The 23658-nt window shown below is 65.6% G+C and carries 21 protein-coding genes; 14 read left to right on the top strand and 7 right to left on the bottom strand.

Features of this window, described 5'->3' with window-relative positions:
- Positions 1-54: 54 nt before the first annotated feature.
- From RUGAMON1_RS10395 to RUGAMON1_RS10365, 7 genes are all read left to right on the top strand, one after another.
- Entirely contained in the window at positions 55-942 is an 888-nt protein-coding gene (locus tag RUGAMON1_RS10395; protein ID WP_445230443.1) for a sulfurtransferase, read from the top strand.
- 84 nt (positions 943-1026) lie between these two features.
- Positions 1027-2076 carry an AI-2E family transporter gene (locus RUGAMON1_RS10390; RefSeq protein ID WP_445230442.1) on the top strand — a complete coding sequence of 350 codons (1050 nt, stop codon included), beginning with the start codon at positions 1027-1029 and terminating at the stop codon, positions 2074-2076.
- 215 nt (positions 2077-2291) lie between these two features.
- Positions 2292-3563 carry a dicarboxylate/amino acid:cation symporter gene (locus RUGAMON1_RS10385; protein ID WP_445230441.1) on the top strand — a complete coding sequence of 424 codons (1272 nt, stop codon included), beginning with the start codon at positions 2292-2294 and terminating at the stop codon, positions 3561-3563.
- Between the two features lie 24 nt (positions 3564-3587).
- The gene (locus RUGAMON1_RS10380) at positions 3588-4580 is read left to right on the top strand and encodes a porin (RefSeq protein WP_445230440.1); all 993 of its coding nucleotides are present in this window, start codon (positions 3588-3590) and stop codon (positions 4578-4580) included.
- A 38-nt stretch (positions 4581-4618) separates the two neighbouring features.
- Entirely contained in the window at positions 4619-6493 is a 1875-nt protein-coding gene (locus RUGAMON1_RS10375; protein ID WP_445230439.1) for a sensor histidine kinase, read from the top strand.
- Entirely contained in the window at positions 6490-7821 is a 1332-nt protein-coding gene (locus RUGAMON1_RS10370; protein ID WP_445230438.1) for a sigma-54-dependent transcriptional regulator, read from the top strand. Before RUGAMON1_RS10375 ends, RUGAMON1_RS10370 begins: the two co-directional genes overlap by 4 nt.
- 18 nt (positions 7822-7839) lie before the next feature.
- Positions 7840-8664 carry an alpha/beta hydrolase family protein gene (locus tag RUGAMON1_RS10365; RefSeq protein WP_445230437.1) on the top strand — a complete coding sequence of 275 codons (825 nt, stop codon included), beginning with the start codon at positions 7840-7842 and terminating at the stop codon, positions 8662-8664.
- Positions 8665-8683: 19 nt separating this feature from the next.
- Here RUGAMON1_RS10365 and RUGAMON1_RS10360 read toward each other — a convergent pair whose 3' ends face one another.
- The 3 genes from RUGAMON1_RS10360 to RUGAMON1_RS10350 are packed head-to-tail and all read right to left on the bottom strand — an operon-like array spanning position 8684 to position 10092.
- The gene (locus tag RUGAMON1_RS10360) at positions 8684-9058 is read right to left on the bottom strand and encodes a GFA family protein (RefSeq protein WP_445230436.1); all 375 of its coding nucleotides are present in this window, start codon (positions 9056-9058) and stop codon (positions 8684-8686) included.
- Positions 9059-9115: 57 nt separating this feature from the next.
- Positions 9116-9883 (bottom strand): type I methionyl aminopeptidase, encoded by a 768-nt coding sequence (gene map / locus RUGAMON1_RS10355; protein ID WP_445230435.1) that lies wholly within the window; start codon positions 9881-9883, stop codon positions 9116-9118.
- Entirely contained in the window at positions 9880-10092 is a 213-nt protein-coding gene (locus RUGAMON1_RS10350; RefSeq protein ID WP_445230434.1) for a ParD-like family protein, read from the bottom strand. Before RUGAMON1_RS10350 ends, map begins: the two co-directional genes overlap by 4 nt.
- Positions 10093-10251: 159 nt before the next feature.
- Here RUGAMON1_RS10350 and RUGAMON1_RS10345 point away from each other — a divergent pair, with 159 nt between their 5' ends.
- Positions 10252-11199 (top strand): TolB family protein, encoded by a 948-nt coding sequence (locus RUGAMON1_RS10345; RefSeq protein WP_445230433.1) that lies wholly within the window; start codon positions 10252-10254, stop codon positions 11197-11199.
- 32 nt (positions 11200-11231) lie between these two features.
- Here RUGAMON1_RS10345 and RUGAMON1_RS10340 read toward each other — a convergent pair whose 3' ends face one another.
- Entirely contained in the window at positions 11232-11798 is a 567-nt protein-coding gene (locus RUGAMON1_RS10340) for a carboxymuconolactone decarboxylase family protein (protein ID WP_445230432.1), read from the bottom strand.
- A gap of 82 nt (positions 11799-11880) precedes the next feature.
- Complete coding sequence (locus tag RUGAMON1_RS10335; RefSeq protein WP_445230431.1) at positions 11881-12771, bottom strand: LysR family transcriptional regulator; 891 nt, start codon at positions 12769-12771, stop codon at positions 11881-11883.
- A gap of 114 nt (positions 12772-12885) precedes the next feature.
- On the opposite strand from RUGAMON1_RS10335, the gene RUGAMON1_RS10330 reads away from it, so the two are divergent.
- Positions 12886-13497, top strand: a complete 612-nt coding sequence (locus tag RUGAMON1_RS10330) for a LysE family translocator (RefSeq protein ID WP_445230430.1) — start codon at positions 12886-12888, stop codon at positions 13495-13497.
- Between the two features lie 16 nt (positions 13498-13513).
- Here RUGAMON1_RS10330 and RUGAMON1_RS10325 read toward each other — a convergent pair whose 3' ends face one another.
- Positions 13514-14926 (bottom strand): MFS transporter, encoded by a 1413-nt coding sequence (locus RUGAMON1_RS10325; protein WP_445230429.1) that lies wholly within the window; start codon positions 14924-14926, stop codon positions 13514-13516.
- Positions 14923-19323: an Lhr family helicase gene (locus RUGAMON1_RS10320; protein ID WP_445230428.1), complete on the bottom strand. Its 4401-nt coding sequence runs from the start codon at positions 19321-19323 to the stop codon at positions 14923-14925. Before RUGAMON1_RS10320 ends, RUGAMON1_RS10325 begins: the two co-directional genes overlap by 4 nt.
- A gap of 242 nt (positions 19324-19565) precedes the next feature.
- Here RUGAMON1_RS10320 and RUGAMON1_RS10315 point away from each other — a divergent pair, with 242 nt between their 5' ends.
- Genes RUGAMON1_RS10315 through RUGAMON1_RS10295 form a run of 5 tightly spaced genes read left to right on the top strand, consistent with a single transcriptional unit; the run spans position 19566 to position 23655 of the window.
- A complete protein-coding gene (locus RUGAMON1_RS10315; RefSeq protein ID WP_445230427.1) occupies positions 19566-20429 on the top strand; it encodes an STAS domain-containing protein in 864 nt (287 codons plus the stop codon).
- A 7-nt stretch (positions 20430-20436) separates the two neighbouring features.
- A complete protein-coding gene (locus tag RUGAMON1_RS10310; protein WP_008447609.1) occupies positions 20437-20796 on the top strand; it encodes an STAS domain-containing protein in 360 nt (119 codons plus the stop codon).
- Positions 20793-21269, top strand: a complete 477-nt coding sequence (locus tag RUGAMON1_RS10305; protein ID WP_445230426.1) for an anti-sigma regulatory factor — start codon at positions 20793-20795, stop codon at positions 21267-21269. The genes RUGAMON1_RS10310 and RUGAMON1_RS10305 overlap by 4 nt, the downstream gene beginning before the upstream one ends.
- Positions 21257-22279: a SpoIIE family protein phosphatase gene (locus RUGAMON1_RS10300; protein WP_445230425.1), complete on the top strand. Its 1023-nt coding sequence runs from the start codon at positions 21257-21259 to the stop codon at positions 22277-22279. Before RUGAMON1_RS10305 ends, RUGAMON1_RS10300 begins: the two co-directional genes overlap by 13 nt.
- Positions 22276-23655: an ATP-binding protein gene (locus RUGAMON1_RS10295; protein ID WP_445230424.1), complete on the top strand. Its 1380-nt coding sequence runs from the start codon at positions 22276-22278 to the stop codon at positions 23653-23655. The genes RUGAMON1_RS10300 and RUGAMON1_RS10295 overlap by 4 nt, the downstream gene beginning before the upstream one ends.
- Positions 23656-23658 lie beyond the last annotated feature (3 nt).

Below are 23658 nucleotides of genomic sequence, written 5' to 3'. Positions count from 1 at the left end.
GCTTGCCGATAACGTAAAATAGCGGCCCCTACATACTTGCAGCGCCGCTCCGCCATGATTGCCACCGATATCGCCACCGACTTCCGCCCGGACCTGGTCCGCTGGCGCCAGCTCGTCACGCCGGCGTGGCTGGCGGCGCTGACGGCCGGCGCCACGGTGGAAGCGGCGCCGTCGGCCGACTGGCGCCTGTTCGACGTCGGCTGCGGCGGCGGCGCGCTGTTCGAGCAGGCCCATATTCCCGGCGCCGCCTACCTCGATACCAGTGAGATCGAGCAGGAGCCTCTATGGAACAAGGTCTCCGACCAGGCGCTGCTGGCGTTGCTGCTGGCGCGCGGCGTGCGCCACGACACCACCGTCATCCTCTACGGCCGCAACAACCTCGCCGCCGCGCGGCTGGCGCATCTGCTGCTGTACGCCGGCGTGGCCGACGTGCGCCTGCTCGACGGCGGCTACGCGCGCTGGCTGGCCGGCGGCCACCCGTGCGCGCGCGGCCCTGCGCCGGCCTGCGCGGCCGTGCCCGACTTCGGCATCGCGTTTCCCGTCCATCCCGAGTACCTGTGCGGCGCGCCGCAAGTGCGGGCGCTGTTGGCGCGCGGCCACGACGTGCTGGCCAGCATCCGCACCGAGGCCGAATTCCTGGGCAAGGAGTCGGGCTACAGCTACATCGCCGTCGGCGACATTCCCGGCGCGCGCTGGGGCAGGGCGGGCGGCGACGGCGACGTCAACAGCATGAGCGCTTACCACCACGCCGACGGCAGCCTGAAACCTGCGGCCGACATCGTCGCCCAGTGGGCCGAACACGGCATCGTCCGACAGGCGCGGACGGTGTTCTATTGCGGCACCGGCTGGCGCGCCTCGATGGCTTTCTTCTATGCCTGGCTGATGGGCTGGCCCGAGATCTGCGTCTACGACGGCGGCTGGCTCGAGTGGAGCCGGCTCTAACAAAACTTTCCTATCGGTTCGATAACGCACGGCAACGCCGGACGACTTCTGCCAGACTGCCCCGATTCAATACAAGGGGGCATTATGTTCGGAATTGACGTGCGCGCGGCCAAGGTCGCGTGGACTGTGGCGTTGGTGGCGCTGCTGCTGTTTGCGGTGTACCGGGTATCCTCGACGCTGTTGGTGGTGGTGTTTGCGGTCTTCTTCAGTTATCTGCTGTATCCATTGATCGAGCTGGCCGAGCGCGTGCGGCCGCCGCGCATCCCGCGCACGGTGTCGATCGGCATGGTCTTCCTGCTGGTGACCGCACTGGTGGTCGTGGCCGGCACGCTGCTGGGCACCCGCATCGAAGAGCAGGCTAGCAGCCTGAGCGAGCAACTGCCGGCGCTGATCAAGTCCGGCAAGCTGGTCGACAACATCCCGCTGCCGCCGTTCATGGAGCCGCTGCGTGCGCGCATCCTGGCCTTTCTGCAAGGCCAAATGGCGGAACACGGCGGCCAGGCCATGCCGCTGGCCAAGCAGTTCAGCGTCGGCGTATTGCATGCCGCCGGCAACCTGATCTATCTGGTGTTGGTGCCCATCCTGAGCTTTTTGCTGATCAAGGAGGCGCCCGCGATGCGGCTGGCCTTGCTGTCGTGGCTGGCGCCGGCACGACGGCAGCTGTGGTCGCACATCATCGCCGACCTCGACCTGCTGCTGTCGCGCTACGTGCGCGCCGTGCTGTTCCTGTCGATCGCCACCTTCATCGGCTACAGCGTGGCCTTCTCGCTGCTGGGCGTGCAGTATGCGTTGCTGCTGGCGGGCGTGGCCGCCATGCTGGAATTCATTCCGTTCGCCGGCCCGCTGGCCGCCGCCGCGCTGGCGCTGGTGGTGGCAGGCTTCACCGGCTACGACCATCTGCTGTGGCTGTGCGGTTTCATCCTCGCTTACCGCCTGTTCCAGGACTATGTGCTCAATCCCTACCTGATGAGCGAAGGCGTCGAGGTCAGCCCGCTGATGGTGATCGTCGGCCTGTTGGCGGGCGAGCAGCTGGGTGGCGTAGTCGGCATCTTCCTGTCGGTGCCGGTGATGGCGGCGGCCAGGCTGGTGTTTCTGCGCCTGCGCGGTCGGGGCGACAGCGAGTTGGTCGCCTGAAGGTCGTCCAACTTTCCATACAAGCCCCTCTCGCGGTGTTTGGATTTCGGGATGCTTCCAGTGTCCCGTCAAATGTTTCTAAAATGAATTATATTTAGAATCAAAGACTTGCTTCCGAATTTTTGTCTGTCAAAGGCTGGCACAGCCATTGCTATGTAGCCCACACCCGCCGGCGCACGCTGAGCGGTGATGACAACAAAAACTGGAGAAGCCAAGTGAAAAAGAAACGCCCGTTAACGCTCTACATCCTGATCGCCATGGTACTCGGCGTGCTGGTCGGCTATGCCTGCCACTACACCTTCCCTGACAAGGCACTCAGCGCCGACATCGCCAGCCATATCTCGATCGTCACGGACGTGTTTCTCCGTCTGATCAAGATGATCATTTCGCTGCTGGTGTTCTCCACGCTGGCGGTCGGCATTGCACACATGGGCGACGCCAAGGCGGCCGGCCGGGTCGGCATCAAGGCCATGGGCTGGTTCGTGATCGCTTCGCTGGTCTCGCTGACCTTGGGCATGGTGCTGTCGAACTTCATGCAGCTGGGTTCCCACCTGGGCCTGCCGCTGCCGCCGGTCGACGCCGCCACCGGCCTGAAGACCGCGGCCTTCACGCTGAAGGACTTCGTCAGCCACATGGTGCCGAAGTCGCCGATCGAGGCGATGGCCAACAACGAGATCCTGCAAGTGCTGGTGTTCTCCATCTTCTTCGGCAGCGCGCTGAGCGCGATGGGTGAGGCCGGCGCCAAGCTGACCGCCGTGATCGACCAGCTGGCCCAGGTGATGTTGCGCATCACCGGCGCCATCATGAACCTGGCCCCGCTGGCCGTGTTCGCCGCGATGGCCTCGGTCATCACCACCAACGGCCTGGGCATCCTGGCCACCTTCGCCAAATTCATGGGCGGCTTCTACCTCGGCCTGGTGTGCCTGTGGGCGCTGCTGATCCTGGGCGGCTTCGCCTTCATCGGCAAGCGCGTGTTCCGCCTGATGGTGCTGATCCGCGAACCTTTCCTGCTGGCGTTCTCGACCGCCAGTTCGGAAGCGGCCTATCCAAAACTGCTGGTGGCGCTGGACCAGTTCGGCGTACAGCGCAAGATTTCCAGCTTCGTCATGCCGATGGGCTATTCCTTCAACCTGGACGGCTCGATGATGTACTGCACCTTCGCCGTGCTGTTCATCACCCAGGCTTACGGCATCGATCTGTCGCTGGGCACCCAGATCACCATGCTGTTGTTGCTGATGGTGACCTCCAAAGGCATCGCCGGCGTGCCGCGCGCCTCGCTGGTGGTGATCGCCGCCACGCTGAACCAGTTCCATATTCCGGAAGCGGGCCTGCTGCTGTTGATGGGCATCGACCAGTTCCTGGACATGGGCCGCTCCGCCACCAACGCGGTCGGCAACGCCGTCGCGACCGCCGTGGTCGCCAAGTGGGAAGGCGCTCTGGAAGAAGAAGTGGAACAACCTGTCGTCGCCACGATGCGTGCGGCTTGAAGAATAATTAGAGGAGATTGAAAGATGCAAAAGTATGTCATCGGCGCGCTGGCGCTGGGTTTGGTGTCGGCCGTCGCGCAAGCGCAATCGAGTGTGACCGTGTACGGCGTCGCTGACGCCGGCCTGGTGCTCGAGCGCGGCGGCGCCGCCGGCAACACGCAGAACGTCAGCAGCGGCGTGGGCTCCGGCTCGCGCATCGGCTTCAAGGGCAAGGAAGACCTGGGCGGCGGCATGGCCGCCGGCTTCGTGCTGGAAAACGGCTTTACCATCGACACCGGCGCCGCCGGGCAGGGCGGCCTGCTGTTCGGCCGCCAGGCTTATGTCTGCCTGTCCGGCAAGGCCGGCGCGGTCAGCATGGGGCGCCAGTACATGCCGTACTACAAGGCCCTGCGCGATGTGGCCGATCCCTTCGTCACCGGCTTTGCGGGCAATGCGCAAAACGTGTTCTTCCCGAGCACCCGGGTCGACAACTCGGTCGAGTACATCACGCCGCGCTACAAGGGCTTCTCGGCCGACGTGATGTATGGCTTCGGCGAGACGGCCGGCGACAGCGCCAGGAACCGCAGCATCGGCGGCGCCGCCAGCTACGACAACGGCCCGCTGAGCCTGGTATTGGCGCATCATCAGCGCGACAACGCGCTGGCCACCGCCCACACCCGCTACACCATGCTGGCCGGACGCTACCGCGTCGACGGCGTGACCGGCCACGCGGCCTACTCGCGCAACCAGGACCTGCTCGGCAACGACAGCCGGGATGCGCTGCTGGGCGTGAGCGTGGCGGTGGGCGCGGGCAAGTTCCTGGCCTCCTACATCGACCACCGCGACGACTCGGCCGCGCACCAGCGTTCCCGCCAGGCGGCGATCGGCTATCTGCATCCGCTGTCGGTGCGTACCGACCTGTACACTGCATATGGCCGCATCATCAACCGCAACGGCGCCAACTTCCATGTCGGCACGGCGACCGACACCGGCACCGGCACAACCGGATTCAACCTCGGCGTGCGCCATGTGTTTTAATGTGAGCGGATGAAACTACGATAACAACAGGGGAGTTTATGGCAGCAGCAGCGCAGACCGACTTGCCGCCACGGCCGGGCCGCCGGCTGCTGCGCCGGGTCGCGCCGTGGGTGCTGGTGCTGTTGTGCTGCCTCGCGGTGGCGGTGCTGGCCTGGCGCTGGACCGAAAACGCCGCCACCGAAAAGCTGCGCCTGGCCGGTGCGCAGCGGCTCGACAGCTACGCCGTCAGCCTGGAGAACCTGTTGTCCAAATACGACTTCCTGCCCGGCACGCTGGAACTGAACAAGGACGTCATCGCCCTGCTGCAGCGGCCGGGCGATGAAACCGTGCGCGCCGAGGTCAACGCCTACCTGGAACAGGTCAACCGCCTGTCCCGCTCCACCACCATCTACATCGTCAACCTGCAGGGCCTGACCCAGGCGTCCAGCAACTGGCGCGAGCCGGACAGCTTCGTCGGCGACAACGTCGCCTTCCGTCCCTACGTGCGCGATGCGCTGCGGCGCACGCCGGGCGGTTTCTATGGCGTCGGCACCACGCGCGGCGAGCCGGGCTATTTCTTCGCGCACGGCATTTATCACAACGGCCGCATGCTGGGCGTTGCCACCGTCAAGGTCAACATCGAGACGCTGGAAAACGGCTGGGTGCAGGGCGCCGACAAGGTGATGCTGACCGATGCGCACGGGGTCGTCTTCCTCAGCTCGGTGCAGGACTGGAAGTACCGCACGCTGGCGCCGCTGGCGCCGGAGGTGCTGCAGGAGCTGCAAGTGTCGCGCCAGTATTTCTCGCACGCCTTGCTGCCATTGGGCATGCGCGAACTGCGCAAGCTCGACAACGGCGCCGCCATCGTCGCCACGCCGTCGCCGGCCGGACATGCGCGCATGCTCAGCCAGACCCGTTCGCTGGCGCCGCGCAAGTGGCAGTTCGTCTACCTGTCCGACCTGGCGCCGGCCGAGGCCAGCGCCCGCAACGCCTTCATCTTCACCTGGCTGTCGGAAGCGCTGCTGCTGATGCTGGTGCTGTACGCGCGCCAGCGCCGCCGGCTGGGACGGCAGCGCCAGCGCGCGCGGGTGGACTTGCAGCGCGCCTACGACCACCTGGAGACCATGGTGGCCGAGCGCACCGCCAGCCTGCAGCAGATGACGCACAACCTGAGCGAGGAAAACGTCGTGCGCCGCCAGGCCGAGCAAAAACTGCGGCTGGCGCAGAGCGAGCTGGTCCAGGCCGGCAAGATGGCGGTGCTGGGCCAGATGTCGGCCGGCATCACGCATGAGCTGAACCAGCCGCTGACGGCGCTGCGCACCATGTCCGACAACGCCCGCGTGCTGATCGAGCGTGGCCGCCTCGATGAAGCCAAGGACAACCTGACCACCATCTCGCAACTGGTCGGCCGCATGGGCCTGCTGACCGGGCAGCTGCGCCAGTTCGCCCGCAAGGCCGACGCCAGCCTCAAGCCGGTGCCGGTGGCGGCCGCGATCACCGCCGCGCTGTTCCTGGTCGAGCGGCGGGTGGAGCAGGAGCGGGTCAACTTCCGCATGTCGATGCTGAGCCAGGACGTGCATGCGCTGTGCGACAGCAACCGGCTGGAGCAGGTGCTGGTCAATTTGTTCGGCAACGCGCTCGACGCCATGGCCGGCTGTGAAGTGCGCCAGCTGACCGTCAGCGTCACCAGCAGTTTCAAGAAAGCCATGATCGCCGTCGCGGATACGGGGCCGGGCATCCCGGAAGCGGTCCGCAGCCATTTATTCGAACCTTTTTATACAACAAAACCGCAAGGGCAGGGCCTTGGCCTGGGCTTGGCGATATCCGAGCAAATCATCCGCGAGTTTGGCGGCCAGTTGCTGGCCGAATCCACGACTACGGGCGGCGCCAGGTTTATCATTGAGTTGCCCATTGCGGAGCCGGAGACCACATGAAAGTATTATTGATCGAAGACGACGCCACCGTGCGCGCCGGCAGCGCGCAGGCGCTGGACCTGGCGGGCATCGAGGTGCAAGCCTTCCACACCGCCGAACAGGCGCTGTCCCTGATTACCCCCGGCTTCGACGGCGTGGTGGTGAGCGACGTGCGCCTGCCCGGCATGAGCGGACTGGAATTCATGGCCGCCGTCAAGGCCATCGACGCCCAGCTGCCGGTGGTGCTGGTGACCGGCCATGGCGACATCACCATGGCCGTCGGCGCCATGCGCGACGGCGCCTACGACTTCATCGCCAAGCCGTATTCGTCGGAGCAGCTGACCGACGTGGTGCAGCGCGCGATGGAGACCCGGCGGCTGGTGCTGGAGGTGGCCGCGCTGCGCCACCGCATCGCCCACGGCGAGGGCATCGAAGCGACGCTGCTGGGCGATTCGGCCGCGATGCGCGACCTGCGCCGCCTGATCCTGGACCTGGCCGACGAACCGGCCGATGTGCTGATCTACGGTGAGACCGGCACCGGCAAGGAAATGGTGGCGCGCTGCCTGCACCAGTTCAGCCGCCGCCACCAGCGCAATTTCGTCGCGCTCAATTGCGGCGCGATCCCGGAGACCATCTTCGAGAGCGAAGTGTTCGGCCACGAGTCGGGCTCCTTCACCGGCGCGGGCAAGCGCCAGATCGGCAAGATCGAGCACGCGGACGGCGGCTCGCTGTTCCTCGACGAGATCGAAAGCCTGCCGATGGCGCTGCAGGTGAAGATGCTGCGCGTGCTGCAGGAGCGCTATGTGGAGCGTCTCGGTTCCAACAGCCCGGTGCCGGTGGACGTGCGGGTGATCGCGGCGGCCAAGGTCGATTTGAAGGAGTGGTCGGACCAGCAGAAGTTCCGCAGCGATTTGTACTACCGCCTGAACCTGATCGTGCTGAACCTGCCGCCGCTGCGCGAGCGGCGCGAGGACATTCCGCTGTTGTTCGAGCACTTCCTGCTGGGCGCAGCGGCGCGCTACAAGCGCAGCGCGCCGCCGGTGCCGGGACCGTTGATGCAGGCGCTGATGGCGCACGACTGGCCGGGCAATGTGCGCGAACTGCGCAACATCGCCGAGCGCTTCGTGCTGGGCTTGTCGAGCGGCGCCGACGGCCTGCTGTCGGCGCGCAGCATGGCGCCGTTGCCGCTGGCGGAACAGGTGGGTTGCTTCGAGCGCGCCGTCATCGAACAGGAGCTGCGCCGGGCCAGCGGCAGCGTCACCGAAGTGAGCACCGCGCTGGGCGTGCCGAAGCAAACGCTGTACTATAAAATGCAGAAGTACATGCTGACGCCGGACGACTACAAATAACTTCCATGATCGATTTGAATGAACTATAAAATTTCGCTGCTTGTCCTTTTGTTTTATGTGAAAACGGGAATGGCCGACACATTGAAAGCCATGCCCGAAATAGTCCATTTTCAAAGCGATGGCCGCGAGCTCGGCGGCGAACTATTCAAACCGGAGGGGGATGGTCCTTTCCCCGTCGTCTTATACAATCATGGCAGCGCGCCCGGAATGCTCAACAGCCAGGCGAGCAATATCATCGGGCCGCTTTTTGCGAGCAAGGGGTGGGTTTTCTTCATGCCCTATCGCCGGGGACAGGGACTGAGTTCGAATGCAGGGGCCTACATCATCGATGAAATCAAGGCGGCGCGACAACGCGGCGGGGTCAAGGAAGCATCGGTGACGATGACCAGGCTGCTTGGCACCGAGCAGTTGGCGGACCAGTTGTCCGCGTTCGCATGGCTTAAAACGCAAACGTTTGTTCAACCAAACCGGATTGCCGTCGCCGGAAATTCTTTCGGCGGAGTCGAAACGGTACTTGGCGCCGCCAGGTTGCCATACTGCGCCGCGGTAGTGGCTTCCGGCGGCGCCGAGAGCTGGGATGAATCGCCGGAGCTTCAGCAGACGATGAAGACTGCGGCGCGACTGGCCGATAGCCCGATGCTGTTCTTTCAGGCGGCCAACGACTTTAATCTCGCCCCAAGCGAGGTGCTGTCATCGGAACGGAAGAAAGCCGGGAAGCAGGGCGACGTCAAGACCTATCCGGCGTTTGGAAAGTCTGCGGCCGACGGCCACAGCTTTGCCTATCGAGGCAGCGCCATCTGGTTCCCTGATGTGTTTGATTTTATCGGCAAGAATTGTATGTGATGCGTTCAGTTCAATGACGCTACCAAAGGTTCTTGCCATCGATAACCTCGATGTGAGCCGCGGCCGCATCGAAATTGTCGAAAAGACGCGCGTTGACGCCGATGCGACGGGTTTGCTTGTCCCAGCTGCCGTCCGGCTCAAACGCAGGGCTGTCGGAATAGGTCGCACATCCGCAGTTGGCGCAAAAATGATGGGCTACCAGTTTCGTGTTCCAGCGATAAATGGCATCGTCGAGGGACGCGGACGTCGCGTGAAACTGGGCGGGCGGGTAGTAAGCCAGTAATGCGCCGCGCTTGGCGCAGAAGGAGCATGTGCAGCGAGTGAGCGCGGCGGGAATTTCGCCGTCGATACGAAAAGCGATCTTCCCGCAGTGACAACTTCCAGTGATCGGCATATCGTTCTCCTCTGTCGGGGCAACCGTGCCATCTTCCTTAGATGCCGGCGGGTTGGATCAGTTCAACGATCTTTCCTCCGGACGCAGCGTCAGGACCTTTACACCGTTGCGTGTCACGGCCACCGTATGTTCGAACTGCGCGGACAATTTTCCGTCTGTCGTCACGACCGTCCAGCCGTCGTCTTCGGTATGCACGGCGCGGCTGCCCTGGTTAAGCATGGGCTCGATGGTGAACACCATGCCTTCCTGTAGTACCAGGCCGGTTTTTGGTTTTCCCCAATGGAGCACTTGCGGAGCTTCGTGCATTGCGCGGCCGATGCCGTGCCCGCAGTATTCCTTGACGACCGAATAGCCGCTGCGCCGGGCGTGACGCTGGATCGCATGGCCGACATCCCCCAGCCTGGCGCCGGGACGGACGGCGTTGATCCCCATCCACATGGCTTCATACGTCACTTGCACCAGCCGCTTGGCCAGTGGCGGCACGTCGCCGACCAGATAGGTTTTGCTGGAATCGGCAAGGTAGCCGTTCTTCTCCAGCGTGATATCGAAGTTCACGATATCCCCGCTCTGCAAGATATCGCCCGGAGACGGGACACCGTGGCATACCACGCTGTTGCGGGAGGAGTTCAGCGCGTAGGCATACCCATACTGGCCCTTGCTGGCCGGACGCGCATTGAGTTCGTTGACGATGAAGCGATCGACCATGTCGTTGACCTGCATGGTGGACATGCCGATCAGATCCAACTGCTCCAGGCGGCCGAATACGCTGGCCAGCAGCCTGCCCGATTCCGCCATCAGTGCGATTTCCTCCGGGCGTTTGGTCACGCCGCCAAACTCCGGCCAACCTGCGTCTCGACCCCGGCGGACCTGAGCTCCCGCGCAATGATCTCGTTGAAAGTCAGCGTGGGATTCATTTCGCTCAACATACCCATCTTGATCCAGAAGGCCGCCTGCGCGTTGATGGAACGGCACACCACCGCACTCGCTTTGCGGATCTGGTCGTGCAGGTCCTCATCGATGTTCACAATGCCCATTTTCTATCCTTATATACGAAACGTATACGAAGTATATATTCGTTTCGGCACGATGGTCAATTGGTTAAATGAAGTCAGGTCGATCACGCCGAAGCAAACGCTGTACTATAAAATGCAAAAAGTACCCGCTGACTCCGGACAACTACAAATAAGGCTTTGATGAAGACCTTGATCTGCCTATCGCTGCTCGTCTTGTTCGGAGCAACAGGCGCTGCCGCGAATGCCGCCGCCGTTGCGGTCAAGCCCGGCGTGTTCGCGCCGGGCGTCATCTCGCGCGATGCGCACGAGACAGCGCCTGCCTTTAGCGTTGATGGCTCGACCGTATGGTTTAGCAGCAGTGACGGCACGAGTTCCACGATTCTGGTTGCTCACCTGGTTGACGGCCGCTGGACCACGCCGCAGGTGGCGCAGTTTTCCGGACGCTGGCGGGATATGGAGCCGAGTATCTCGCCGGCGGGCGATTTCCTGATCTTCGTCTCCAACCGCCCGCTTGAACACGGGGGCAAGCCCCTTGACGGTCTGTTCAACAACAAGGTCGCCGTCGAAGGGGGCGGCAATTTGTGGCGGGTCGCGCTGCACGGCGCCGAGTCCGGCGAACCCGTGCATTTGGAGGGCGATGTCAACGCCAGCGCCTCGACGTTCGCGCCCAGCATAGTCGCCGATGGCAGCCTCTACTTCATGCGCCCGTCCCGCGAGACCGGCCGCTTCCAGCTGTTCCGCGCCCAATTCAATGCCGGGCGCTATGAGGCGCCGCAAGCGCTTTCGTTTAGCAACGGGGGAGCGACCGACGTCGATCCGGCTGTCGCGCCCGATGAATCGTTCATAGTTTTTGGGTCCGGCCGAGCTCCCGCGCGAGGCATCGACCTGTTCATCGCTTACCGCAATTGCGGGCAATGGAGTGCGCCGATGAATCTCGGCGAAGACATCAACAGCGCGGGATCGGACGCCGAGCCGCGCCTGAGCCGCGATCATCGAACGCTGTTTTTCTCAAGCGAGCGCCGCGCTGGCGTGGCTGACGCCTCGTGGGACAACGGCAAATACAATATCTGGGCAGTGCCATTCGACCGGTTTTTGCCGGCAACTCATTCGACGCTTTGTGATCGCTGAGCCGCGCCGGACCGGCAGCAGTCTTCTGCTTGCTACTCGCGTTCTGGCACCGGCACGTTGAAGCCGTTCAGCGTGACCGACACCAGCGCATACAGGCCGACCAGGTAGATCAGCTCATTGGCGCCGTGCTGGCCGAAAGTGCTGACGGCCAGTCGGTACAAGGGCTCAGGCAAGGTGCCGCCGCGGCTCAGCGCATAGGCCATATCGTAGGCCACGCTTTCTTCCTTGCTCAGGTCTGTGGGCTTGACGTCCGCCACCAGCGTGGCCAGGCGTTCGGCCGACATGCCTTCGCGCTCGGCGACGGCGATGTGGGCGTAGATTTCGTAGGCCGCGTTGTAGCTGGCGCCCACCACCAGGATGGCGATCTGCCGCGCGTTGTCGGGCAGCGTGGCGTTGGCGGTCATCGCCAACGTCAGGTCCCAGATCGCCTTGCCGATGCCCGGCTCTTGCAACCACGGGTTCCATGGTCCCATCAGGGCGCCATCTTCGCGCACGGCGATGAAGTCGTTGAAGTTGCTGCTGATGCCCTTGCGCATATTGTCGTACAGGGATTTTTGTTCGGGAGTCAGGTCTTTGGGGGCAATCAGAGGCAGGCGCATGGAGGTTCCTTCGTTGGTTGAACTGTCAACCGAAAGGGTAGATGGGAACCGCCGGATTCTCTGTACGCCAGCACACCGTGCGTCAGGCGCAAGCGGCGCGTCCGCTCTCCGTGAGCCAGTCCGTGAATGCAGTCGTATGTACGGAGTCCTGCCGCGTTCCCACAGCAAAGGAATAGCTCCCCGATTCAATCCGCTCGGGGAGCAGCAACACGAGTGCCCGCGTCTCGAGCATTGCCGACACAAAGACCTCCGGCACCACCAGTGCGCCCAGACCTTGTAGTGCGGCCTGGATCGACAACACCGTATTGTCGTATTCCATGGTTGGTTCCAGCGTCTTCGCCATGCCCTGAGTTTTGCTCCATTTGGGCCATAAATCAGCACGGGAACGCATGCCTATGCGAGGCACGCTACGCATCCAATCTACGCCTTGCAATGCGGGCGTCATCAGGCTGGTCATGAATGCCGGAGTAGAGACGAGAACCGACTGTTCAACCATGAAGGTCTGGTGCGGCAAGCCACGCAGCTCGGCCTCATCCCTGCGGATAAATACATCAACTGGCGCGGCGGGATTGATTGGGCCATCCGTCGTTCGCACCTGAACCTGTATGCCGGGATGACGTTCATTGAACCGCCGCAGCAGAGGAATCAGCCAGTGCATGGCAAGCGTCACGCTGGTATCGACCAGGACGGTAGCGCGCCCTGCGGGAGTATTTCTTCCACCTAACACTTCGCTGATGACTTTCATCTCATTGGCGACCTGTTCGTAAAGTCGCGTGCCGGCTGGCGTCGGTGTCGCCAAGCTGCCCGCCAGGCGCTCAAAAAGCACGTTTTTCAAATGCTCTTCCAGCAGTTGGATTTGCTTGCTGACCGCGCCCGGCGTGACGTGCAGCGCCTGCGCAGCCTGGCGAATGCCGCCATGACTGACGACGGTGCAGAAGGTATGTAGCGCGTTGAGAGGAGGACGGATAGCCATGATGATGGTGTTGAGATTTACTCAACACATAATAAAGAAAATTCGCTTGGCTGTCAGTCTGAAACGTTCGCATACTTCCACCATCTTGGCGTTCCTATGCATGGAGGAGAAATTTTGAAGCTATACCCCTTGTTCCTGATGATGGCTACCGTCACGGTATTGGCCCCCGGTCCCGGCGTCGTCATGACGCTGACGAATACATTGCGCTACGGCCTGAGGCGAACCTTCGGCGGAATCCTCGGTATCGCGGCGGGAGCATTGGTCGTTGCCGGCCTGTCGGCGACCGGCTTGGGAATTCTTCTTTCAACATCCGCAACCGCATTCACAGCGATGAAACTGCTTGGCGCGGCTTATCTGCTCTACCTTGGCATACGGCTATGGCGGTCACCCGCCATTCACTTCACGGCGCCTGATAGCGGCAAAGCCCGCTTTGTCCGCTTCTTTGCCGAAGGACTCTCTCTACAATTGACAAACCCGAAGGCGATTTTCTTTTTTCTATCTGTATTGCCACAATTTATCGACCCGCAAACAAGCTATGCAAGCCAGTTTTCGGTGTTGATTCTTACCTATGGCAGTCTGGTCGTTGTTATCCACTGTCTCTATGGCGTCTTTGCGCACCGCGCCAAAGCCTGGCTGACGTCTGAGCGTGGCGGCAAAATCATCAGCCGAGCAGGCGCGGTCACATTCATGCTTTTCAGCATAGGACTGGCCAGTACGTCCAGGTAGTCGCCTAGCGCGGATGCTAGCGCACCATGAGAAAGGCGCAAGCGGCGCTGGCCAGTGCAGTCACGGCGCACGCCAGCGCCGCAATGTGGAAGGATGCCAGCAACGCCGCGCCGTGCGAACCGAGCACCATGCCCAGCAGCGCGGTGGTGAACAGGCCGCCCGCGCGCGCCACCGCGCTGTTGAAGCCGGAGGCGACGCCGCTGTGGCCCGCGTCCACCGACGACAGCACGGCCGTGGTCAGCGGCGCCACCGCGATCGCCATGCCGATGGCGATGACCAGCATCGCCGGCAGCGTTGTGGTCCAGTAGCTGGCGCCGCCGATGCGCATGGACAGCAGAAAACCCGCAGCGACAACGATGGGCCCAACCGTCAGCGGCAGCCGCGCGCCGATCTTGCCGGCGATGCGGCCCATCGTCGACGAGGCCAGTGCGATCACCACCGGCAGCGGCAGCAATGCGGCGCCGGCCATGCTGGCGGAATAGTGGTCGAATTCGATCAGCACAAACGGCACCAGCAACAGCAAGGCCCCCAGCGCGCCGTACAGCAGGAAGGTCATCAGATTGAGGCCACTGAAACTATGCGAGGAGAACAGCGACAGCGGCAGCATGGCGCGATCGCCGGCGCGCCGTTCGACCCGCAGGAACAGGACCAAGGCCAGCACGCCGCCGGCGATGGCGAGCAAGGGCTGCCAGTCCAGGCTTTTGGCGCTGGAGGCCACCGTCAAACCCCACGTCAGGCCGGCGAGCCCCAGGCTGGCCAGCGCGGCGCCGGGCAGGTCCAGCGCTACCGGCGCCGCAGCGTTTTCTTCGCGCAGGTAGCGCAGGCCGAGGTATAGCGCGGCCGCGGCCAGCGGCAGGTTGATGAAGAAAATGGCGCGCCAGCCGTCGATGTCGATCAACCAGCCGCCCAGCAGGGGGCCGAGCGCGCCGGCCGCCGAGCCCACCGCCGCCCAGATGCCGATCGCACGACCACGCGCCTCGCCTTCAAAATGGGTGCCGAGGATGGCCAGGCTGTTGGGAACCAGCAGCGCGGCGCCCACGCCTTGCAGCATGCGTCCCGCCACCAGCAGCGGCAGCGACGGCGCAAAGCCGCACAGCAACGAAGCCAGCGCGAACACGGCCACGCCGATCAGCAGCAGCAGACGTTTGCCGAAACGGTCGCCGGCCGCGCCGCCCAGCAGCAGCAAGGCGCTGAGCAGCAGCAGGTAGCCGTTGACGACCCATGACAGTCCTGCGCCGTCGGTACCCAGGCTGCGGCCGATGGCGGGCAGGCCGACATTGACTACCGACCCATCGATGAAAGCTAGGCTGGAGGCAAGGATGGTGGTGGCCAGCACCATGCGCGGATGATCGACGGTCCGCGTTTGCGGGCAGGGCGGGGCCGCCAGCGCGATGGCTTGGTCGCAGCCCGTCTGCGCGCTGGTGTTCATGTGTGCACCAGCGCGCTGTGCAGCGCTTCGCGCTCACCGGCGGACGGCTGGTATAGATAGCTGAATTTACCGGCCACCATGGTCGCCACCGGCAGACCGTCGCGGAACAGCAGGCGGTTGCCGGCCAGCGCCGGCACTTTGTCGCCGGGCAGCAGCGTGCCGCACAGGTTGAGCGGATCGATGCCGGAGACGCATACCAGGCCGCCGTCGTGCTTGCGGCGGCGCACGTCGCGCAGCAGCGGGATGGCTTCGGGCAGGGCGAACTGTTCGCCCGACAGGCCGGCGATGAAGCGGCCGCCGCGTATCTCGCCGCGCGCTTCGAGACGGTGGTAGACCGGCAGCAGCTCGCGCCAAGACGGCAGCCATGCGGCTTCGCGTTCCAGCAGCCGCCAGAACATCACGCCGTAGCGGCGCAGCAGCGTCATGGCGATGTGTTCCAGCGTTTCGGGTGCCGTGCGTGGTTTGCGGGCTGGCGGTGCGGTGCGGGCGACGGCGATGTCGGCATTGACGGCGCCGCCGGCGATGGCTTGGGCGATCTCGCTCACGCGCTCACGGATCGTCACGCCGTCGCCGCGCCGCACCAGCGCCCAGCGTCCGGCTTCCTCCATGGACGGCGCCGCGCCGCGGTGGCGGCGCTTGTCGTTGCTGGCGCGCTTGTTCGCGGGCAGCAGCATGGCGCGCAGGCCGGCGAAGCTGTCGGCGTTGACCAATCCCGTCGCCACCAGTTCTCCCAGCGTGTTTTCCAGCTCCACCGGCAGCAGGCGCGCATCCTGCACAAGTTCGTCGAAGAACATGGCGCCGTCGCGGCGCAGCGCGGCCAGCACGCGTGCGGCGCGCGGCGATATTTCGATCTCGGCGGCGACCGCCGGCAGCGCATGCCACAGCGCCAGCTGGCGGCGCGGCAGCAGCACCAGTGGCGTGTTGCGCACCGGTCCTCCTGCTGCGCTGGGCGGTGCGCCGATGCGTGTCCATACCAGTTTGCCGTTGCGGCACAGGTCATCGAGCCAGGATTTTTCATAGTCCTGCATGCGCAGCGACAGCAGATCGCTTTCCCAGGCGCCGGCGCCGGCTTCGTAGCCTTCCAGCTGGGCCAGCAGCAGCGGCAGCGATTCCTCGCCTTGCAGTTGCGTGTCCGGCGACAGGTGCTGCCAGTCGAACAGGAAGCGCATGAAGTCCTGGCGCTCCACCGGTTCGATCTCGCGCCGCAGGCTCTTGATGGTGTAGCGGTGGATGCGCGCCAGCAGATGCCGCTCGCACCATTCTTCCGTTTTTGCGCCGGGCGAGAAGCGGCCGCGCATCACATAGCCTTCGCTTTCCAGCTGAGTGAGGGCGATGGTGGCGGTGCTGGCCGTGAGACCCAGCGCGCCGGCGATGGCGGCCACCGGCTGCGGGCCGAAGCCGCTCAGCCGCGCGCGCAGGATTTCGACCAGCGCTGTGTCGGCGGTCCATTCGTTGTCGCTCTCTGCGGGCGGCGCGGACAGTGGCGGCGCCGGCAGGGCCTGCGGATAGGCGGCCTGCACGCAGGCCAGGCGTTCCAGCGCTACCCAGAAATCGATGCCGCCTGCCGCCGTCGCGTCGCCGCGCAGGCGCGTGGCGCGTCCGCCGGCGGCCAGCGCGTCCAGCCATTCTGTCCAGCCGTCGTTGGAAGACGCTTCCGCCTGCGTGATGCAGGCCAGCGACATCAAGGCCTCGTGCATCTCGTCGGCATTGCGCACGCTCGGCCAGGCTTCTTCCGCCACGCTGGCGATGGCGCCGGCATCGAGCGCGCCCAGGTCGTCGGTGGAGGCGGGATCGGTCCAGCGCCGGTTGATGACGGCCTGCGTGCGGCGCTCCTCCAGCGGTGCGTCGTCGAGAAAGGCGTAGGGACGGGCGTTGAGGATCTCCATCGCCAGCGGCGAGGGCGCGGGCAGGTCGCGCGCGATCAGCGTCACTTCGCCAGCTTCCATGCGGCGCAGCAGGGCCAGCCAGCCTTCGCAGTCCATGGCCTCGTGCAGGCAGTCGTCCAAGGTCTGGTCGACCAGCGGATGGCTGGGCAGCTCGCGCTCGCCGACGATGTTTTCCAGGCACGCCGCCTGGTCGGGGAAGACCGAGGCCAGCAGGTCGTCGCTCTTCATGCGCTGCAGCTGCGGCGCCACCTTGCGGCCGCCGGCGTAGCGCGGCAGGGCCAGCGCGGTGGTGGCGTTCCAGCGCCACCGCACGTTGAACAGCGGCGCGTCGAGCAGCGCCTGGATCAGTATGTGCTCGGCGGTGGCCGAGCGCAGGTAGCGCCACACCTCGTCCAGCGGGAAGCTGTGCGCGGTCGACAGCGACAGCACGATGGCGTCCTCGGTGGCGGCGGCCTGCAATTCGAAGTTGAAGCTGCGGCAGAAGCGCTTGCGCAGCGCCAGTCCCCAGGCGCGGTTGATGCGGCTGCCGTAGGGCGAGTGCAGCACCAGCTGCATGCCGCCCGATTCGTCGAAGAAGCGCTCCATCACCAGCGTCTCGCGGGTGGGCAGGGCGCCCAGCGCGGCGCGCGAACGGGCCAGGTATTCGACGATCTGGCGCGCGGCGTCGTCGGCCAGGCCGAGATGCTCGAACAGCCAGTCGACGGCGCGTTCGATGGCGGCCTCGCCGTCCGGGGCGCGGGCCAGTTGGCGTTCGATCTCGCCGCGCAGGCGCGCCACGCCCATCGACAGCTCGTCGCTGCGGCCTGGCGCCTCGCCCAGCCAGAAGGGGATGTTGGGCGCGGCGCCGTGCGCATCCTCCACCCGCACCTTGCCCGCTTCGACGCGCTGGATGCGGTACGACGTATTCCCGAGCTGGAAGACGTCGCCGGCCATGCTTTCGACGGCGAAGTCCTCGTGCACCGTGCCGACCATCTGGCCCTGCGGTTCCAGCACCACCGTGTAGTCGGCGTTGTCCGGTATGGTGCCGCCGGAGGTGACGGCGGTCAGCTTGCCGCCGCGCCGGCCGCGCAGCGCGCCGGCCACCGTGTCGCGGTGCAGGTAGGCGCCGCGCACGCCGTTGCGGCCGGTGTAGCCCTCGGACAGCATGCGGATCACGGCGTCGTAGCTGCCGCGCTCCAGCTGCGCGTAGGGCGAGGCGCGGCGCACCATGTCGAACAAATCGTCCTCGCGCCATTCGCGGCAGGCCACTTCGGCGACGATCTGCTGCGCCAGCACGTCCAGCGGCGCGGATGGAATATGCAGCAGGTCCAGCTCATCGCGGCGCACGCAGTCCAGCAACGCCGCGCATTCGATCAGGTCATCGCGCGAGGTGGGGAATAATCGGCCCTTGGGCAGGCCGCCCACCTGGTGGCCGGAGCGGCCGACCCGTTGCAGCAGCGCGGCGATATTCCTCGGTGAGCCGATCTGGCACACCAGGTCGACGTCGCCGATGTCGATGCCCAGCTCCAGCGAGGCGGTGGCGATCAGCACGCGCAGCTCGCCGCGCTTGAGGCGCTGTTCGGCGTCGAGCCGGTATTCCTTGGCCAGGCTGCCGTGGTGCGCCGCCACCAGTTCCGCGCCCAGCCGTTCGCCCAGGTGGCGCGCCATGCGCTCGGCCATGCGCCGCGTGTTGACGAACACCAGCGTGGTCTTGTGCAGCACCGACAGCTCGGCCAGGCGGTCGTACACCCGCTCCCAGACCTCGTTGGCCATGACCGCCTCCAGCGGCACCGGCGGCAGTTCCAGGCCCAGGTCGCGCGCGCGCACGTGGCCGACATCGACCACCGCGCAATCGCCGCCGGCGCCGACCAGGAACTGCGCCACCAGCGACAGCGGCTTCTGCGTGGCCGACAGGCCGACCCGCACCGGCGGCCGGGCGCACAAGGCATCGAGCCGTTCCAGGCTCAGGGCCAGGTGGCTGCCACGCTTGCCGCCGGCCACCGCGTGGATCTCGTCGACGATCACCGTGCGCACGGTCGACAGCATGGCGCGGCCGCTGTCGGAACCGAGCAGCACGTACAGCGATTCCGGCGTCGACACCAGGATGTGCGGTGCGCGGCGGCGCATGGCGTTGCGTTCGGTCTGGGTGGTGTCGCCGGTGCGCACGGCGCTGCGGATGCCGTGGTCGGCCAGCCCCATGGCGGCCAGCTCGCGGCTGATGCCTTCCAGCGGCGCCAGCAAATTGAGGCGGATATCGTTGGACAGCGCCTTCAGCGGCGACACGTACAGCACCCGCAATTCGTCTGGCAGCGGGCCGCTGGCGCTTTCGGCCACCAGCGCGTCGATGGCGGCCAGGAAGGCGGTCAGCGTCTTGCCGGAGCCGGTCGGCGCGGCCACCAGCACCGGCCGGCCGCCCTGGATCAGCGGCCAGGCGCGCAGTTGCGCCTCGGTCGCTTGGGGGAAGGCGGCAGCGAACCATGCCGCCACGGCGGGATGGAAGGCATGGCGTGGAGCTGTAGGTCGGGCATGCATACGCTATGAGATGGGGGTGGCGCGGCCAAAGTCAAACGGCCTAATGATACGCCCAACGTTGTTATTAAGGAATTTAATTGCTTGCCCACGTTGAATCGACCGTTGTCCGGAAAATAAAGTGAGTTGTAGTAAATATATTTTCATCATATAGGAGTGCGCCTACAAGAAAAGCCGCTGCAACTGCTATGCTGGGCAGCAATTTTGCATTGTTTTAACTTTTATTTTTTGAAAATGGGGATTTGATGAGCTCGAACGATAACGCCCGCCGCATCAGCACGCTGATCCAGCAACACCAGGCCGAGATTCAGGCCGACTGGATAACGCAGCTGCAAGGCCTGTCCTTCCGCAGCGACGCCGCCTCCGAGGAACAGTTGCGCCGTCACTGCAGCCAGTTTCTGGCGCTGCTGCCGAACGCCACGCTCAACGGCGGCTTCGACAGCATCGATGGCCGCGCCTTCGACGAGGTGCGCGACCAGTTGACCGAGATCTCGGTCCAGCGCGCCCGCCAGGGTTCGACCCCGAGCGAGACGGCGATGTTCGTGTTCTCCCTGAAGCAATCGGTGTTTACCAGCCTGCGCCAGGCGCTGGGCGCCGAACCGGAACTGCTGGCCGAGGCGCTGTGGAGCGTGAGCACGCTGCTCGACAAGCTGGGCCTGTTCACGGTGGAAGTGTTCCAGAAGAGCCGCGACCAGATCATCGTGCGCCAGCAGCAGGAACTGCTGGAGCTGTCGACCCCGGTGGTCAAGCTGTGGCAGGACATCCTGGCGCTGCCGCTGATCGGCACGCTCGACAGCGCCCGCACTCAGGTGGTGATGGAGAGCCTGCTGGAGAAGATCGTCGAGACCGGCGCCGCGATCGCCATCATCGACATCACCGGTGTGCCGACCGTGGACACGCTGGTGGCCCAGCACCTGATGAAAACCATCGCCGCCGCCCGCCTGATGGGGGCCGACTGCATCATCAGCGGCATCCGCCCGCAGATCGCGCAAACCATCGTCCACCTGGGCGTCAACCTGGAGGACGTGGTCACCAAGGCGACGCTGGCGGACGCCTTCATGGTGGCGCTGGCCCGCGTCGGCGCCAGCGTGACCCGCAGCGCCGCCTGAGCCGCCTATGGAACGCATCCCTATCCTACGCATCGGCGACCTGCTGCTGGTGACGATCCAGGTCGACATGCATGACCGCCTGGCGATGACGCTGCAGGACGACCTGACCGAGCGCATCGTGCGCGACAACGCCAAGGGCGTGCTGATCGACATCTCGGCGCTGGACCTGGTCGACTCCTTCATCGGCCGCATGATCAGCAACACGGCGGCGATGGCGCGCGTGCTGGACGCCCAGACCGTGTTGGTCGGCATGCAGCCGGCGGTGGCGATCACGCTGGTCGAGCTCGGCCTGACGCTGCCCGGCGTGAAGACCGCGCTCAACGTCGAGAAAGGCATGACGCTGCTCGGGAAGAGCTATCTGCGATGAACAATGCGAGGACACCCGCAACGGTGCGGTTTTCGTCGCGGTTGCTGGATGGCGGCGGCCACGGCGGCCAGGTACAGCACAGCAACACGCTGCCGCTGCACACCGACGAGCATGTGGTCGGCGTGCGCAGGGTGGTGCGCGAACAGGCGCTGGATCTGAAGCTGAGCCTGGTCGAGCAGACCAAGCTGGTGACGGCCGCCAGCGAGCTGGCGCGCAACACCATCAAGTACGGCGGCGGCGGCATGGTGCTGGCGCAGACGCTGTCGGACGGCGTGCGGCGCGGCCTGCGGCTGGTGTTTGCCGACGACGGTCCCGGCATCGCCGACATCGCCCTGGCGCTGCGCGACGGCTACACCAGCGGCGGCGGGCTGGGTCTGGGTCTGGGCGGCGCCAAGCGCCTGGTCGACGAGTTCGATATTGATTCACGCAGCGGAGAGGGCACGGCGGTAGCGATCACCAAATGGAAAAAATAATCAATTCGCTGGAAGAGCCGCACTGGGTGGCGATCACCCACACCAGCGATATCGCCGCCGCCCGCAGGCTGGGGCAGCGGCTGGCGCAGCAACTGGAGTTTAACGACACGCGCGCCGGCCAGCTGGCCATCGTCATCACCGAGATCGCCACGAACATGCTCAAGCACGCCGGCGAGGGCCGCATGGCGCTGTCGGTGGTGCACAGCGGCGACGCCAACGGCATCGAGGTGCTCGGCTACGACCGCGGGCCCGGCATCGCCAACCTGGGCCAGGCGCTGCGCGACGGCGTCTCCAGCACCGGCACCGCCGGCACCGGGCTGGGCGCGCTCAAGCGCCTGGCCGACGAATTCGACGTGTATGCGCCGCGCGGCAAGGGCGCGGTGTTCTTCGCGCGCTTGTGGGACGGCACGGCGCCGGCCGCGCCGCTGCAGTCCGGCGCGCTGTGCCTGCCGTTGGCGGGCGAAACCGCCAGCGGCGACGCCTGGGCCGTGGCGCGCCAGCGCCATACGCTGACCTTGCTGATGGTGGACGGCCTCGGGCACGGGCCGGAGGCGGCCAAGGCGGCCACGGCGGCGGTGCAGGCGATGGCGCAGCAGCCCAGCCTGCGGCCGGCCGAACAGATCGCGGTCTGCCACCAGGCGCTGCGGCCGACGCGCGGCGCGGCGCTGGCCGTGGCGCTGCTCGATCCGGCGGCGGGGCTGCTGCATTTCGCCGGCGTCGGCAACATCAGCGCCTGCATCATCGGCCATGGGCCGCGGCGCCAGCTGGTGTCGCACAACGGCATCGTCGGCCACAATATGCGCAAGGTGCAGGAATTTACGCTGCCATGCGCGCCGGGCGCGCTGATCGTCATGGCCAGCGACGGCATCAACACGCAGTGGGACCTGGACCAGTATCCGGGCCTGGGCGGCTGCGCGCCGTCGGTGATCGCGGCGGTGCTGTTGCGCGATTGTGCGCGCGCACGCGACGACGCCTGCGTGCTGGTGCAGCGCTGTCCGGAGGCCGCATGAGCGTTCCGACCCGGATTCTGCAGGTGGGCATCGACAGCGAGCCGGACGTGGTCATGGTGCGCCAGCGCGCGCGCCAGATTTCGGCGCTGCTCGGTTTCGGCGTGCAGGACCAGGTGCGGGTGGCGACGGCGGTGTCGGAAGTGGCGCGCTGCGCCTACGCCCGGCTGGCCGGCGGGCGCGCGCAGTTCGCGCTCGATCTCCAGGCCCAGCCGCAGCGGCTCAGCGTGACGATACGCGCCGACGGCGGCGCGCTGCGCGCGGTCGCGCTGCCGTCCGGCGTCGAGGCCGAATCGCCGGCGCAGCAGTTCGACAACGCCATCGTCACCGCGCAGCGCCTGATGGACGGCTGCGCCGCGCAGGCGGGCGCCGCGCCCGGCATGCTGGTGGTGATGTACAAGGAACTGGCGCCGCGCCAGCGGCTCGACGGCTCCGCCCTGGACCGCCTGGGCGCGGCGCTGGCCGCCAGCCCGGTGCAGAACACCTATGCGGAAATGCAGCAGCAGAACCGCGAGCTGGGCGCGGCGCTGGCCGAGCTGCGCGAACGCCAGGACGACTTGCTGGCGCTGACGCGCGAGCTGGAGGACACCAACCGCGGCGTGGTCGCGCTGTATGCGGAGATCGAGGAAAAGGCCGAGCGACTGCGCAAGGCCGACGAGATGAAGTCGCGCTTCCTGTCCAACACCAGCCATGAGCTGCGTACGCCGCTCAGCTCGATCCGCGCGCTGGCCCAGCTGCTGCTGGACCGCATGGACGGCGAGTTGTCGGTGGAACAGGAGCGGCAGGTCGGCTTCATCGCCAGCGCCGCCGGCGACCTGTCCGAGCTGGTCAACGACCTGCTGGACCTGGCCAAGATCGAGGCGGGCAAGGTCGAGCTGACCATCGCGCCGATCGAGGTCGACCATCTATTCAGCGCCCTGAAGGGCATGCTGCGGCCGCTGGCGCCCCATCCGTCAGTGGTGGAACTGGTGTTCGTGGCGCCGGCGCAGCCGCTGCCATTGCTGTCGGACGAGGGCAAGGTGGCGCAGATCCTGCGCAATTTCATTTCGAACGCGCTCAAATTCACCGAGGCGGGCCAGGTCGTGGTCGAACTGCGGGCCGGTGACGACGCCGACGACGTGACGTTCACCGTCACCGACACCGGGATCGGCATCGGCGCCGACCATCTGCAGCTCATTTTCGAAGAATTCAGCCAGATCGAGCACCCGCTGCAGCGCCGCGCCAAGGGGACCGGCCTGGGCCTGCCGCTGTGCCGCAAGCTGGCCACGCTGCTCGGCGGCACGGTCGACGTGCGCAGCGTGGCCGGCGCCGGCTCGACGTTCTCGCTGCGCCTGCCGCGCCGGGTCCAGGCCGGCGACAATGGCCGCGACCGCCTATGATGA

Source organism: Duganella rhizosphaerae (genome assembly GCF_040364205.1).
Taxonomy (GTDB): Bacteria; Pseudomonadota; Gammaproteobacteria; order Burkholderiales; family Burkholderiaceae_D; genus Rugamonas; species Rugamonas rhizosphaerae.
The sequence above is the reverse complement of the archived record's forward strand: the minus strand, read 5'-3'. Positions and strand labels throughout refer to the sequence as shown.